Source organism: Streptococcus mitis (assembly GCF_000722705.1).
Lineage (GTDB): Bacteria > Bacillota > Bacilli > Lactobacillales > Streptococcaceae > Streptococcus > Streptococcus mitis_P.
Genome location: NZ_JPFW01000001.1, coordinates 48,291 through 60,731 on the forward strand (window position 1 = coordinate 48,291; position 12,441 = coordinate 60,731).

General features: G+C 35.8%; 14 protein-coding genes. 7 read left to right on the forward strand and 7 right to left on the reverse strand.

Annotated features, from left to right (window positions below; translation table 11 throughout):
- Window positions 1-102: 102 nt before the first annotated feature.
- From SK642_RS00250 to SK642_RS00260, 3 genes are read left to right on the forward strand one after another with little or no spacing between them, the layout of a single operon-like run.
- Complete coding sequence (locus SK642_RS00250; RefSeq protein WP_033682880.1) at window positions 103-912, forward strand: sce7726 family protein; 810 nt, start codon at window positions 103-105, stop codon at window positions 910-912.
- Window positions 913-924: 12 nt separating this feature from the next.
- Window positions 925-1,866, forward strand: coding sequence for a sce7725 family protein (locus SK642_RS00255; protein ID WP_000273872.1), 942 nt, complete (start codon window positions 925-927; stop codon window positions 1,864-1,866).
- Window positions 1,867-1,869: 3 nt separating this feature from the next.
- Window positions 1,870-2,961: an RES domain-containing protein gene (locus tag SK642_RS00260; RefSeq protein ID WP_033682881.1), complete on the forward strand. Its 1,092-nt coding sequence runs from the start codon at window positions 1,870-1,872 to the stop codon at window positions 2,959-2,961.
- Between the two features lie 673 nt (window positions 2,962-3,634).
- On the opposite strand, the gene SK642_RS00265 is transcribed toward SK642_RS00260, so the two are convergent.
- The 5 genes from SK642_RS00265 to SK642_RS00285 form a co-directional block, all read right to left on the reverse strand.
- Window positions 3,635-4,714 carry a DUF6287 domain-containing protein gene (locus tag SK642_RS00265; protein ID WP_033682882.1) on the reverse strand — a complete coding sequence of 360 codons (1,080 nt, stop codon included), beginning with the start codon at window positions 4,712-4,714 and terminating at the stop codon, window positions 3,635-3,637.
- Window positions 4,715-4,793: 79 nt separating this feature from the next.
- Complete coding sequence (locus SK642_RS00270) at window positions 4,794-5,570, reverse strand: hypothetical protein (RefSeq protein ID WP_033682883.1); 777 nt, start codon at window positions 5,568-5,570, stop codon at window positions 4,794-4,796.
- A gap of 3 nt (window positions 5,571-5,573) precedes the next feature.
- Window positions 5,574-5,975 carry a hypothetical protein gene (locus SK642_RS09700; protein WP_051734056.1) on the reverse strand — a complete coding sequence of 134 codons (402 nt, stop codon included), beginning with the start codon at window positions 5,973-5,975 and terminating at the stop codon, window positions 5,574-5,576.
- A 3-nt stretch (window positions 5,976-5,978) separates the two neighbouring features.
- Entirely contained in the window at window positions 5,979-6,134 is a 156-nt protein-coding gene (locus tag SK642_RS10830; protein ID WP_235230848.1) for a hypothetical protein, read from the reverse strand.
- A gap of 273 nt (window positions 6,135-6,407) precedes the next feature.
- Entirely contained in the window at window positions 6,408-7,247 is an 840-nt protein-coding gene (locus SK642_RS00285; RefSeq protein ID WP_033682884.1) for an excalibur calcium-binding domain-containing protein, read from the reverse strand.
- A gap of 184 nt (window positions 7,248-7,431) precedes the next feature.
- Between SK642_RS00285 and SK642_RS00290 the strand changes: the two genes are divergently transcribed.
- Window positions 7,432-7,758 carry a helix-turn-helix domain-containing protein gene (locus tag SK642_RS00290; protein ID WP_033682885.1) on the forward strand — a complete coding sequence of 109 codons (327 nt, stop codon included), beginning with the start codon at window positions 7,432-7,434 and terminating at the stop codon, window positions 7,756-7,758.
- A gap of 401 nt (window positions 7,759-8,159) precedes the next feature.
- On the opposite strand, the gene SK642_RS10835 is transcribed toward SK642_RS00290, so the two are convergent.
- Together SK642_RS10835 and SK642_RS10840 are read right to left on the reverse strand one after the other, a co-directional pair.
- Window positions 8,160-8,408, reverse strand: coding sequence for a hypothetical protein (locus tag SK642_RS10835; RefSeq protein WP_235230849.1), 249 nt, complete (start codon window positions 8,406-8,408; stop codon window positions 8,160-8,162).
- Between the two features lie 88 nt (window positions 8,409-8,496).
- Complete coding sequence (locus tag SK642_RS10840) at window positions 8,497-8,883, reverse strand: hypothetical protein (RefSeq protein WP_235230850.1); 387 nt, start codon at window positions 8,881-8,883, stop codon at window positions 8,497-8,499.
- A 528-nt stretch (window positions 8,884-9,411) separates the two neighbouring features.
- Between SK642_RS10840 and purD the strand changes: the two genes are divergently transcribed.
- The 3 genes from purD to purK all read left to right on the forward strand — a co-directional run bounded on the left by purD (window position 9,412) and on the right by purK (window position 12,435).
- Window positions 9,412-10,674 (forward strand): phosphoribosylamine--glycine ligase, encoded by a 1,263-nt coding sequence (purD, locus tag SK642_RS00300; RefSeq protein ID WP_033682886.1) that lies wholly within the window; start codon window positions 9,412-9,414, stop codon window positions 10,672-10,674.
- Between the two features lie 191 nt (window positions 10,675-10,865).
- Window positions 10,866-11,357, forward strand: coding sequence for a 5-(carboxyamino)imidazole ribonucleotide mutase (gene purE, locus SK642_RS00305; protein WP_033682887.1), 492 nt, complete (start codon window positions 10,866-10,868; stop codon window positions 11,355-11,357).
- Window positions 11,344-12,435 carry a 5-(carboxyamino)imidazole ribonucleotide synthase gene (gene purK / locus SK642_RS00310; protein WP_033682888.1) on the forward strand — a complete coding sequence of 364 codons (1,092 nt, stop codon included), beginning with the start codon at window positions 11,344-11,346 and terminating at the stop codon, window positions 12,433-12,435. The genes purE and purK overlap by 14 nt, the downstream gene beginning before the upstream one ends.
- The last annotated feature ends 6 nt before the right edge of the window (window positions 12,436-12,441 follow it).

Below are 12,441 nucleotides of genomic sequence, written 5' to 3' on the forward strand. Positions count from 1 at the left end.
AAGTTATGATAAACTATGTTAGAAGTAAATATTTTTGATATAATGATGTTAGCAGAGCGCAATCAAGGAGGGGATTGATTTGGAAATTAAAAAAATTATTTAATAAATAGATTTTTTTCCAGAAATACTATCAAAAATCTCGTACAAAATAAAAAAGATTCAGTTTTTGAGCGTGTTTCGCAACATTATAAATTAGAAAATAATTTGTCCACTATTCAAAATGTTTATAATAAACTATCTCGGTCGTATCGGAACGAATACTTCTATAAGAATACTCTTTTAAATAAACGTTTATTAGGAATACATAGTGTCAATACTACAACAGCTTTAACAGAGATACCTGTCGGTCGAGCAAAACCAGATTTTATTTTAATCAACGGAAAGGCGGTTGTGTATGAAATAAAAACAGAATTAGACAATTTTGACAGACTTGAAAACCAAATCAATGAATATTATAAAGCTTTTAACCATGTTGCCATTTTGACATACGAAAAGAACATAGAAATGGCGAAAAGAAAAATTGATGAGATTAATAAACCTATTGGTTTATATATTTTACAAAAAAACGTAAAAATTAAAACAGTGATGGAACCCAAGGAATACAATAATGATTTAGATAGAGATGTCATTTTCAGTATTCTTCGGAAACGCGAATATGAAAGTATTATTGAGAAGCATTTTGGTTCTTTACCTCAGGTCTCTCAATTCGATTATTACGATGTTTGTAGGCAACTAACTGAAGATATTCGACTAGAACAATTTTATTCAGATTTTTTAATTGAACTGAAAAAAAGAAATCCAATCAATAAAGAATTGTTTGCGGCGGTCCCATATGAACTCAAGTTTTTGGTGTATTTCATGAACTTTAAACCAAAGGATTATGATGCACTTGCACAATTTTTACAAAAATAGGAGGAGCAAAGTATGTATTTTCCATACCTAAGAGGTCGGCAATATGAATTAATAGCGCTCAGAGAGTTATTAGAAAATAATAAGTTAAGCAACAATGTTATTCCAATTATTGAACCAGTGAGATTATCCCCAACTCTGGTCAGTACTTTGGAAGCATTTGCAACGAAGAAGCAACCGTGTGCCCTCATCATGAATCCAGCAGTAGGGTTCTTTAATGAGGAATACAGCAAAAACGAAAAAAATCGAGCAAGCCGCTTAGACAAAGTGATTGAGCAGAGTGAGCATTTGTACTTTGCCTCACTGATGAGCACAGATTATCAAAAAGCTGATAATTTCAAGCAGAATGATGACATGAGTAAGCAAATCACAATATGTAAAGATCCTGATGATTTAAATGGATACGAAGATAATTATAATACAGAACTAACAGCCTACAATATTATTGGGGAAGACAGTAAGTTAAACAGAGAGGTTAGCGGGAGCAAAGTTAAAATTAGTGACAGATTTAAGAAAGCGCCAAGAAATGTAGATTATGCTAAAAAAACAGATGAATTTTTCTCAGAAGATCATAAATATTTTTTAAAGGATGGGTATAAGGGGTTTTCGGATTACTCTATTGTTGGCGAGAGCTACAGTGATTCAGGATTTGCCCCCACTGCTATAGCTATTCATATCGTTTATTTTAACGAAAAACAAGATTTAAGAATTCATCATTTTGTATCTAATACAAATGAAAAGCAGAGAAACCAAGCGGGTAAGTTTGAGGAGGCTCTCGAAAAGTTAATCAATGCTATTGAAGAAGGTAAAATATCACAGACAATGGCGATCAAAGAGTTTCAACGATTGTCCGATACCAAAACATATCCAGGGCTTGGCACCATTAAAAAATTAACCATGATGCATCATATTGAATTGGTTGGTAAATATCTTGATCAAATAAATGGAGACAGATAGTTAATGAAGTTTTGTCAAAAATGCTTTGCAGATGAAATTCTTAAATCTCAAGTAGTCATAGCTAGAAGACAGTCTAGCTGTGATTTATGTAATAATGCGAATGACTTTGTTTATGATACGCAGAAAGATAATTATTTAATTGATTATTTTAGTTCATTTATTTCTATTTTTTCTCCAATAGAAAAAATAGAAAATTTCCAATCTGGTCAAGAGACGCTATTAAAAACTGAAGTAGCAACAAATTGGAACATATTTACTACTAATGATGAGTATAAGGTTTATCAAATGCTTTCAGAAATTTGTAAAGAACTGTTTGAAGAAATTCCAAACTTGTTAAACTCACCTGTTGGAGTAGATAAAATGTATGATCCTATCTATTTACAGGAGCATTCGTTATTCAGTAAGGGTTGGGAATGTTTTGTTGAAGATATTAAATATAATAATCGTTTTCATTCTAACCAGATTAATAAAGGTATTTTAGCAAAGTATTGTGAAGCTATCCAAAAGACTTATTCAGGAGGAGAACAATTCTTTAGATGTAGAATTGCAAAAGATGGAAAACAATTTGAGCCGAAAGAAATAGGTGCACCCCCTAAAGGTAAATCTGCTGATGGAAGAGCGAATGCAAGAGGGATTGTGACGTTATATTTGGGTGATACAGAAAAAACAGCATTACATGAAACTAGAACAGGTTTATATGACCATGTCTGCATTGGAACTTTTGAATTAAAGTCTCCTATAACAGTTATTGATTTTAAAAAAATCAATGAAATTAGTCCCTTTCAAGATGGGATTATTGATGACATTGCTGAGTTGGCAATTAATAAAAAGCATCTAAAACAAATTGATTATGAGATGGGGAGAGTAATGAGAAAGTCTGATGATGTTTTAGATTATCTCCCAACTCAATATATAGCTGATTTTGTCAGATCTATAGTCTCAGAAGAATATCCTGAACAATATGCCTTTCAAGGAATTGAATTCCGTAGTGTTATGAATCTAGAAGGTTTCAATTTAGCTATATTCACACCAGAGTGTTTTGATGTAATTGATATAAAAATGAAACGAATAAATCAGATTTCCTATGTCTGGTAGATATAAAACATGGCTACATACTTTAGAGATATTCCGCACTTAATGAGCTTGGGACAAAAGTCTAGCCTTAAATATAAAAAGCGAACAAAGATAGTTTTCTGACAATCAGAATTTTTTCTTGTTCGCTTTTTTATTTCATTTACCAAGTATAAGAATTTATCGTATAGAATTCCTACAACAAATGAACTGTCCATCCGAAAAATTAAAGCCTTTCGTCTGAGACGTTCTTAGAGTACTTTGCGCCTACTTACTGTCAATTTGCTTTCACGGCATAAAGGCGTATGCTTATGAGATAAATTAGAGAATAAAAATAGCTATTTAAAGATGTTTTACATTATAGGATTTCATGTTTTTGTAGTGTTGACTTGATTCAGCTATCAGTTTTTACTGTACAATTGTATCAATTTATCTATTTGTGTTTGTGATTAATAATGCGCGTGATAATGGGATTTCTAAGGGTCGATTAAAAAATAGAATAGGAATGAATGTATGTGAATTTAGCTATTCAGCGATTAACTCTCTATATCAAAAATATGTTAGTAATGTGGAATTGTCTGAAAGAGATTCATGTGATGTAACGGATATACAAAATCCCTGCAATGAGTAATTGCAGGGATTTTGCATACGTTATATAATCAAGTGCTTACAGGTTACTACTGTAAGTAAGAACGATTTATTTACCTACGTAATAGTAAGCTTCTTTACTAGAGCGGGGTGCATCTTTTATGACCATAATTCTAATTTGGTTTTTATCCGAACTGTCACCACTCCTAGTAATGATAGTAGATTTAGGCGGGTAAATCATGATGCCACCTTTTACCGAATCTAATCTCATACTAAAACTGATGACACCTTGGTTCCCAATCGTTGGAATTGTAATTATTTCACCATTTACTAAACCACTTTTATCAAATGCTATTTCTTCTCCAAATCCGTTTCTCCACGTACCAGCTATACTTGAGTAGTCTCCTTGTAAAATAGCCTGTGAGTCAAGTTTTAGTGGCTCAGTTTCTGTGTGCTTTTCTTCTGTGGGAGTCGTGATAAGTGTGGCATCAGTAGCAACCCAGAATTGAAATTTTTCAGAGTCTTCCATGATTTTGACTGTGAAAGTAACGGTTGCTCCTTCTTGCCATCCCTCAATCATAGATTTCTTAATTTGTACTTGTACACCAGTCATAGGAGCATTACTAGCTTTTACCCAAATAGTATGGTATGTTTCTAGAGCTTTAAAATGTCCTACGTATGCTTCCCAAAACTTTTGGCGTGTTAGTTCTGCTGTGAAGCGGTATAGTTGACCAGTCTTTAATCTACCATCATTCTCCATATCTCGAAGTTCTTCGGCTGTCGTATCTATTATACTATCTTCAGTTGAACTAGAACTTGTGGTAGATATGCTGGAAGAAGAGCTGGATGGTGCAGAGGAACTAGAAGTAGTAGAGGAGCTTTGTTGTGAAGATTGATTATCTGCTGTTTCTATATTCCTATCTGGCTGTCTAAAGAGTAAAAAAGTAGTTCCTATAACAATAAGAATTAGAAGTGTAATTGAGGTTATAAGAATCCAAAGCTTGTTGCTCTGTGGTAGAGGACAAACTACTACGTGATTCTGATTTTGATAAACTTCAACAATATCATTTACTTTAGGATGAAAAGTTAACTCATTTATAGGAACATTTAGAGTCTCATTTGTGTGGAGTCGAATGATAACATGTGTATCTGAAATGTGAATAATTTGGTTATATATTTTCTTTTTCATGTAGTATTAGTTTTCATACATATAGGCAATCATAAGAGGTAGTGTTTTTGTGGCTTTGAAGACCGTTTCATAACTTCTCCTAATTGTCTGTTTCATGCAGATAAGCAATCATAAATGGTCGTAGTATTACAGAATTATCTTTTGTAGTCTGCAGAACTCCATAAGTTTTTCCATACAACACTAATTTATCACCTTCTACTATGACTCTTGATAAGTAACCGTTAGGAATAAAAACAGCAATAGGTTCCCCATATCCTGAACCTAATTCATTTGAAACAATTTGTATTACAGTACCTTTATCCTCTGAATCTTTTACTTGTACAGCTTCCCCACTAACTCGTATTTTCATATAGCGAGGTAATTCATCATGAATCCATTTATCATAGTCAAATGACGAGGTATATTTCTGCTTATCCATCCTTTCTTCATCGTCGATTGTTAATAAAGACTTAGGAACAAGTCCTGATATCGAAGATTTTGTAGAACTAGAGCTACTTTCTTGAGATGAAGAGCTAGAACTACTCTTAGATGAAGACGTAGAGGACTTAGAAGAACTAGAGGTATTCTGTGATGTAGTTATTTGATTCATTATAAAATATGCACTAATTGACAAAACAATAACTACAAGAGCTATTAAAATAGGTTTTATCTTACTTTTTCTAGATTTATGCTTTTTTACTGTGGTACTTTCCTTACTATCTTCAACCCTTATAACAATATCACCATAAACCTCTACATAATCCCCTATTGTAGGTTCAAAGTCACAAGATTTAATGGCAATTTCCTTTAAACTTCCATCTTCATAACCTATGTAAGCAGTATCTTCAATTATTTTAATAATTTTTCCTTTATTCATTATTTATATACTCCCCCATACAATGATTCCTAACCACATTCCAAAAATCATAGCACCAGTTGCACAAATCATTATAACAGTTCCTTGTTCTTTATCACCTCTGCTTCTGATGAGATATCCTAAAACAATACCTATTACTCCAAAAATAAAAGGGAGAAATAGTAGAGAAGTTGTTGTGCAAATCCATCCCCATATTTTCAACGTTTTAGTATTATTTGGATTATTTGAATTTGTTGTAAGTTTCCTAGTAATGATGTAGTTTCCATCAGTACCAAAGACTTCCACCTCTTCTCCAACCTCTGGGAGGAAATCAAAGTATTTTCTTTCTATCTCTAGGAGACTACCATCAGCCTTACCTAGATATATCGTTTCAATATTGTCCTTAAGTATTTTGTATGTATTCATTATTTATTCCTTTCTTATAAATGATTCAACCACTTCAACACTAGCTTGACTTGCTTTCGGTAATATGTCGTATACTGTACCATTTGTGAAGTAAGTGAGATTGGGGATTGTTTTGAATCCTACAGTTGTTTTGAAGTTATTCCAACTAGTCTTATCCATATTCTCACTATCCAAGTAATACACAGTTGTCCCAGTTTTATCTACTGCTTCCGCAAGCTTTGGAACAAATTCTTGACAATATGGGCAACTCTCTCTCCCTGTGTATAGGTAAAACTTTCTTGATGTTGTATTTTTTGTTCCACAGCCTCTAAACTTATCTTTTGAAGTCTATTTACAGCTATCTGGTAGTCTGTTTGTGGCAGAGTGGTTAAGTATGCTGTGAATGTGACAATGATAATAAGTAGTAGTGAAAGTAGAATAAGAACTTTTTTACTATTCATCGCATCCGTATCCGTCTTTGTCTCTATCTAACCATGGACCGTATTGGGGGTCACTAGCAGGTATATTTACACGTCCTGCTTTTCGTGCTTCCTTACAGTTTTTGAACGGTCTTAAATTTGATTGTGGAGCAGGTGTAGACGATTGTGTAGGAGTAGTTGTAGTGTGAGATGAAGCTTGCTCTTGTTCTTTTTCTCGTGAAGATGCTTTCCTTTCCTCCTCTTTTGATTTAGAGGCTTCAATACTTGCTTTTTCCTCTTCTTGTGCTTTCTCTGTTTTTCTTACTTCACTGATTACTAAAGAGCCTTTACCGATTGAATCATATTTTTCTATAGATACTGTATTTCCTGTATAGACCATAAGTTCATTCATTTTCACAGCTAGTGATTCAGGTGTACGGATAAGAAGCTTCTTACCTGTTATGTTGTACTCACGGTATTCATCTTTTTCTTCAATCCCAATTACCTCAGCTTCAACTTCGTAGAGTTTATCTGTGTTAGAGAGTTTGTGTGCTACCTCTCTCAGTGCTTTAGCTCGCAGTATGATTTTAATTTGTGGTGTATTTAGATAAGCATCTACGGCTATATGTCCAGTTGGAGACCATTTCTCTATTTTAGAGCTAGTTTCACTACTAGATGATGAAGTAGAGGAAGAAGAACTAGACTGTTTAACTTGTGAAGACTGTTTGACAGAATCATTAGCCTTAGTTTGAACTTGTGAGTGTTTAGTGCTACCGCTAGTTAATAGTGTGAAGAACAAAATGAGGATAAGCAATAGTACAATAATACCTATAATCTTTTGTTCTTTGCTTAATTCCTTAAGTTTTTTAAGCATATATATCCTCCTGATATTTAACTTTATTTAATGAAATAAAAGAAATATTTCCTAATAGTTATAATTATATCACACAAACTTTAACAATAGAATATATTTTTAACAAATATTAAACTATAGAGAATGTAAACCTGATTGTTTAATCTATAAGATAGATAGTAGATTTAACATAGAGGGTGAAGGAATGGATGATATATTAGAAACTATAAGTAATCAGATACGAGATTTACGAGTTTCAAAGAAGATTACACAGCAAGAATTAGCAGAAAGAACAAATCTAAGTGTTCCTTATATCAGTCAGATAGAGAATAACCACAGAAATATCTCTTTGGAAACTTTTGTGAAGATTGTTGATGCTTTGGAAGTTCCATTGAGTGATTTTTTCTTACCTTATTCTGTGGCACAAGATACAGAGATGATGGAACTATTATTGAAGATTCAGAAACACCCACAGCATAAGATGATTGTTCATAAGGTGATGGAAATACTTGAATTAAGCCAAGATAGTTAGTGATAAAAAGTACTAAAGTGTAATTTATACTAAATCTATCCAACCATATATAGTTACTTTAGTATCTATTACTATTTCATCATGCTTAAAATTATTAGAGTCTCTCTCGAAGTGATTTTTAATAGTAATCTGTAGGTCGGGCGATTAGAAATTATCTGTACTTTTTGTATATTGTGAGGATTATAGGTTACATTATTCAGATAAGGAATGAGAATTATTTTTCTTTATTGAAGAAGTCGATTAAAAAATAAAAATAAAAAAGAAAGCACTGAATCTAAGTATCCAGTGCTTATCTATTACCTTAAAAATGTGTTATCTCTTATATAGGGGAACCTGTTAGAAGAACCCTAATAATTGTTGTAATTACAAAAGTAAAAATTTCTACTGTTCTTATCAATTTACTACTTTAATATTCCAGAAAACTTAACTTCATCAGGAGCCATTATATAACGATTCACAGCGACTTCTTCATCGCTGAGTGTGTAATAGAATATAGGGCTATTTACTCCGTGGGATTTAGCAATTTTATATAAAGATTTGTTTAGCGCACTGATAATTGCTCTAAGTTCTTTATTTGAATACGAAGCATTATTTTCTGTGAGAATGATTCTGATGCCAGGTGTTACAGATGTTTTTTCCATTTCAAGCATATTTGCTCCTAATTGTGTATTTACTTTATCTACACCCTCTTGAATTGCATTATAGAAAGCATCTAAATCTACTTTTCTGTTTTCTTCATTAGATTTTTTTCTGTTTTTCCCGTTCTTCTTGTTCTTGTCTCTCCTTTTCTTCTTTAATCTTTTCGATTTGTTTATTAAGTTTCAATTCCACTTCATCTACACGGTAAGACAAGTTACCAAATTTTACCTCATAATCGGTTGGATGTGTATCTTTTAGGTGTTTAATTTCCTTTTTAACAGATGACAATTCACTATCATCAGAAACAAGCTTCAAAGCTTCCTCTAGCGTTATATTTGGTTTAATATTTTCTGTGTCATTTTCTAGTGTTTCAACTAACTTAGTAACACGTTCCGTATCTTTAGCATATTCTTGCTTACTATTGCTTTCTATTATATGAGCAAACCAAAAACCTAAAAGAGAAAATATCACTAAAATAGTTAGCAAATTTCTCAATTTTCTTTTTATTCATAAAAAGACTCCTGTTTTATATTTATGTTTAAAATATTGTTAAACACTACCCTAATTATACCACAGTTATATATACATTAGTTAATGCTTTTTAATAATTTTTAACTAAAGTAAATATACAACCTTAATCTACAAGATGAATAGAGTAAAATAAAAAGTATCTAAATGGTACTTCTTACTTGCCTACTGAACTCATCACCATGAAATTTGTACTCCTTTTTGTCCACTTGGAGTAAAGTTTAATCTATTTTATTTAATATGTAAATTCTAAAAATACTACAGAATCAACATTTATAAAGCATAACAAAGTGTAATTTATACTAAATCTATTCTAAAGTCAAAATTTTTTTTGTCCCAGCCTCATTAAGTGTTTAAAGATTTAAAAAATGAACTAGCTTCAGTAAGTTTACTCTATGTTGTATTTTTCTACTTGTAGATATAATTAGATTAAAACGAATGTTTGTGATATAATATTATTAAATAATTCGCAAAAGAGGTTGAGGAATGAAGCTGTTAGTTGTCGGTTCGGGTGGTCGTGAACATGCGATTGCTAAGAAGTTGCTTGAATCAAAAGACGTTGAACAAGTCTTTGTGGCTCCTGGGAATGACGGGATGACTCTAGATGGTCTGGAATTGGTAGATATCTCTATTTCCGAACATTCTGCATTGATTGAATTTGCAAAGGTCAACGATATTGCTTGGACCTTCATCGGTCCAGATGATGCCCTTGCTGCTGGAATTGTGGATGATTTTAACCAAGCTGGACTCAAGGCCTTTGGTCCGACTAGGGCTGCAGCGGAGCTGGAGTGGTCCAAGGATTTTGCTAAGGAAATCATGGTCAAATACGGCGTTCCGACAGCAGCCTATGCCACATTCTCAGATTTCGGGGAAGCCAAGGCCTATATCGAAAAACAGGGTGCGCCTATCGTAGTCAAGGCAGATGGTTTGGCACTTGGGAAAGGTGTCGTCGTTGCGGAGACGGTTGAGCAAGCAGTCGAAGCAGCTCACGAGATGCTTTTGGACAATAAATTTGGTGACTCAGGTGCGCGTGTAGTTATCGAGGAATTCCTCGACGGAGAAGAGTTCTCTCTCTTTGCTTTTGTCAATGGAGACAAATTCTACATCATGCCAACGGCTCAGGACCACAAACGTGCCTACGATGACGATAAGGGTCCTAACACGGGAGGTATGGGAGCATATGCACCAGTTCCTCACTTGCCACAGAGTGTAATAGATACAGCGGTTGAGACTATTGTCAAGCCAGTCCTTGAGGGCATGATCCAGGAAGGGCGCCCCTATCTTGGTGTTCTTTATGCAGGGCTTATCTTGACAGCTGATGGACCTAAGGTTATCGAGTTTAACGCTCGTTTCGGAGATCCCGAAACGCAAATTATCTTGCCTCGTCTGACGTCTGACTTTGCACAAAATATTACGGATATTCTCGATGGCAAGGAGCCGAAGATCACATGGACGGACAAGGGTGTGACTCTGGGTGTGGTTGTCGCATCCAAGGGCTACCCACTGGATTATGAGAAAGGTGTCAAGCTTCCAGCCAAAACCGATGGCGACATCATCACCTACTATGCCGGATCTAAGTTTGCGGAAAATAGCAGAGCACTGCTATCAAACGGCGGACGTGTTTATATGCTCGTCACCACAGCAGATGCCGTCAAAGAAGCCCAAGACACCATCTACCAAGAACTATCCAAACAAAAAATAGAAGGACTTTTCTACCGAGCAGATATCGGAAGCAAGGCAATTAAGTAAAGATATAAGAAAAAGCGACGCAGTCGCCAAACACGATAATGGTCGTCGTGGTGAAAAGACCAGAACAGTATCTGTTCTGATCTAGGGAAAATTTGAGACCTTAGGCTCAAATTTTAGGAATGAAACCGAAGGTTTGCTTCCGTCCCCACCACCTAAGACCATTATCAAAAAAGAAGAAAAAAGGAAAAATTATGACTAAACCAATTATTTCCATTATCATGGGCTCAAAATCCGATTGGGCAACCATGCAAAAAACAACAGAAGTCCTAGACCGTTTCGGTGTGGCTTACGAAAAGAAGGTTGTATCTGCCCACCGCACACCAGACCTCATGTTCAAGCATGCCGAAGAAGCGCGTAGTCGTGGTATCAAGGTCATCATCGCAGGTGCTGGAGGCGCAGCCCACTTGCCAGGAATGGTAGCTGCCAAAACAACTCTTCCAGTCATTGGTGTACCAGTTAAATCACGTGCTCTTAGTGGCGTGGACTCGCTCTACTCTATCGTACAGATGCCTGGCGGTGTGCCTGTAGCGACAATGGCTATCGGTGAAGCAGGGGCGACCAACGCCGCCCTCTTTGCCCTCCGTCTCCTCTCAGTAGAAGATCAGGCTATCGCGACAGCTTTGGCAGATTTCACAGAAGAACAAGGAAAAATTGCAGAGGAGTCTACAAATGAGCTCATCTAAAACAATCGGAATTATCGGTGGTGGTCAGCTGGGGCAGATGATGGCCATTTCTGCTATCTACATGGGGCACAAGGTTATCGCGCTGGATCCTGCGGCGGATTGCCCGGCCTCTCGCGTGGCGGAGATCATCGTGGCACCATATAACGATGTAGATGCCCTCCGTCAGTTGGCAGATCGATGTGATGTTCTCACTTATGAGTTTGAAAATGTCGATGCTGACGGTCTGGATGCGGTTATCAAGGATGGACAACTTCCTCAAGGAACTGACCTGCTTCGCATCTCCCAAAATCGCATCTTTGAAAAGGACTTTCTCTCAAATAAGGCTCAAGTCACTGTGGCACCTTACAAGGTTGTGATCTCAAGTCAAGATTTGGCAGATATGGACCTATCGAAAAACTATGTCCTCAAGACTGCAACAGGTGGCTACGATGGGCATGGGCAAAAGGTCATTCGTTCAGAAGCAGACTTGGAAGAAGCCTATGTACTAGCCGACTCAGCCGACTGCGTCTTGGAAGAATTCGTCAACTTTGACCTTGAAATTTCTGTCATCGTGTCTGGTAACGGCAAGGACGTTACGGTTTTCCCAGTTCAGGAAAATATTCACCGCAACAATATCCTGTCTAAGACCATCGTGCCAGCTCGCATTTCTGATAATCTAGCTGAGAAAGCCAAAACAATGGCAGTGCGAATCGCAGAACAACTCAAGTTGTCTGGAACCCTCTGTGTGGAAATGTTTGCGACAGCTGACGACATCATTGTCAATGAAATTGCGCCACGTCCACACAACTCAGGGCATTACTCAATCGAAGCCTGCGACTTTTCTCAGTTTGATACCCACATTTTAGGAGTTCTAGGAGCACCATTGCCAGCCATTAAACTACATGCGCCAGCTGTCATGCTCAACGTTCTCGGTCAACACGTCGAAGCTGCTGAAACATATGTGACAGAAAATCCAAGCGCCCACCTCCACATGTATGGTAAAATAGAAGCAAAGCACAACCGCAAGATGGGACATGTGACTTTGTTTAGTGATGTGCCAGATGAAGTTGAGGAGTTTGGGAAAGGGATTGATTTTTAGGACAAG

What these genes read in the sequence shown, in the direction of transcription:
- SK642_RS10835 (WP_235230849.1), bottom strand. Translation starts at nt 8,408, where the DNA reads ATGCTTGAAATGGAAAAAACATCTGTAACACCTGGCATCAGAATCATT.
- purE (WP_033682887.1), top strand. Translation starts at nt 10,866, where the DNA reads ATGACTAAACCAATTATTTCCATTATCATGGGCTCAAAATCCGATTGG.
- purD (WP_033682886.1), top strand. Translation starts at nt 9,412, where the DNA reads ATGAAGCTGTTAGTTGTCGGTTCGGGTGGTCGTGAACATGCGATTGCT.
- SK642_RS00255 (WP_000273872.1), top strand. Translation starts at nt 925, where the DNA reads ATGTATTTTCCATACCTAAGAGGTCGGCAATATGAATTAATAGCGCTC.
- SK642_RS00270 (WP_033682883.1), bottom strand. Translation starts at nt 5,570, where the DNA reads ATGAATAAAGGAAAAATTATTAAAATAATTGAAGATACTGCTTACATA.
- SK642_RS10830 (WP_235230848.1), bottom strand. Translation starts at nt 6,134, where the DNA reads ATGGATAAGACTAGTTGGAATAACTTCAAAACAACTGTAGGATTCAAA.
- SK642_RS00260 (WP_033682881.1), top strand. Translation starts at nt 1,870, where the DNA reads ATGAAGTTTTGTCAAAAATGCTTTGCAGATGAAATTCTTAAATCTCAA.
- SK642_RS00285 (WP_033682884.1), bottom strand. Translation starts at nt 7,247, where the DNA reads ATGCTTAAAAAACTTAAGGAATTAAGCAAAGAACAAAAGATTATAGGT.
- purK (WP_033682888.1), top strand. Translation starts at nt 11,344, where the DNA reads ATGAGCTCATCTAAAACAATCGGAATTATCGGTGGTGGTCAGCTGGGG.
- SK642_RS00290 (WP_033682885.1), top strand. Translation starts at nt 7,432, where the DNA reads ATGGATGATATATTAGAAACTATAAGTAATCAGATACGAGATTTACGA.
- SK642_RS09700 (WP_051734056.1), bottom strand. Translation starts at nt 5,975, where the DNA reads ATGAATACATACAAAATACTTAAGGACAATATTGAAACGATATATCTA.
- SK642_RS00265 (WP_033682882.1), bottom strand. Translation starts at nt 4,714, where the DNA reads ATGAAAAAGAAAATATATAACCAAATTATTCACATTTCAGATACACAT.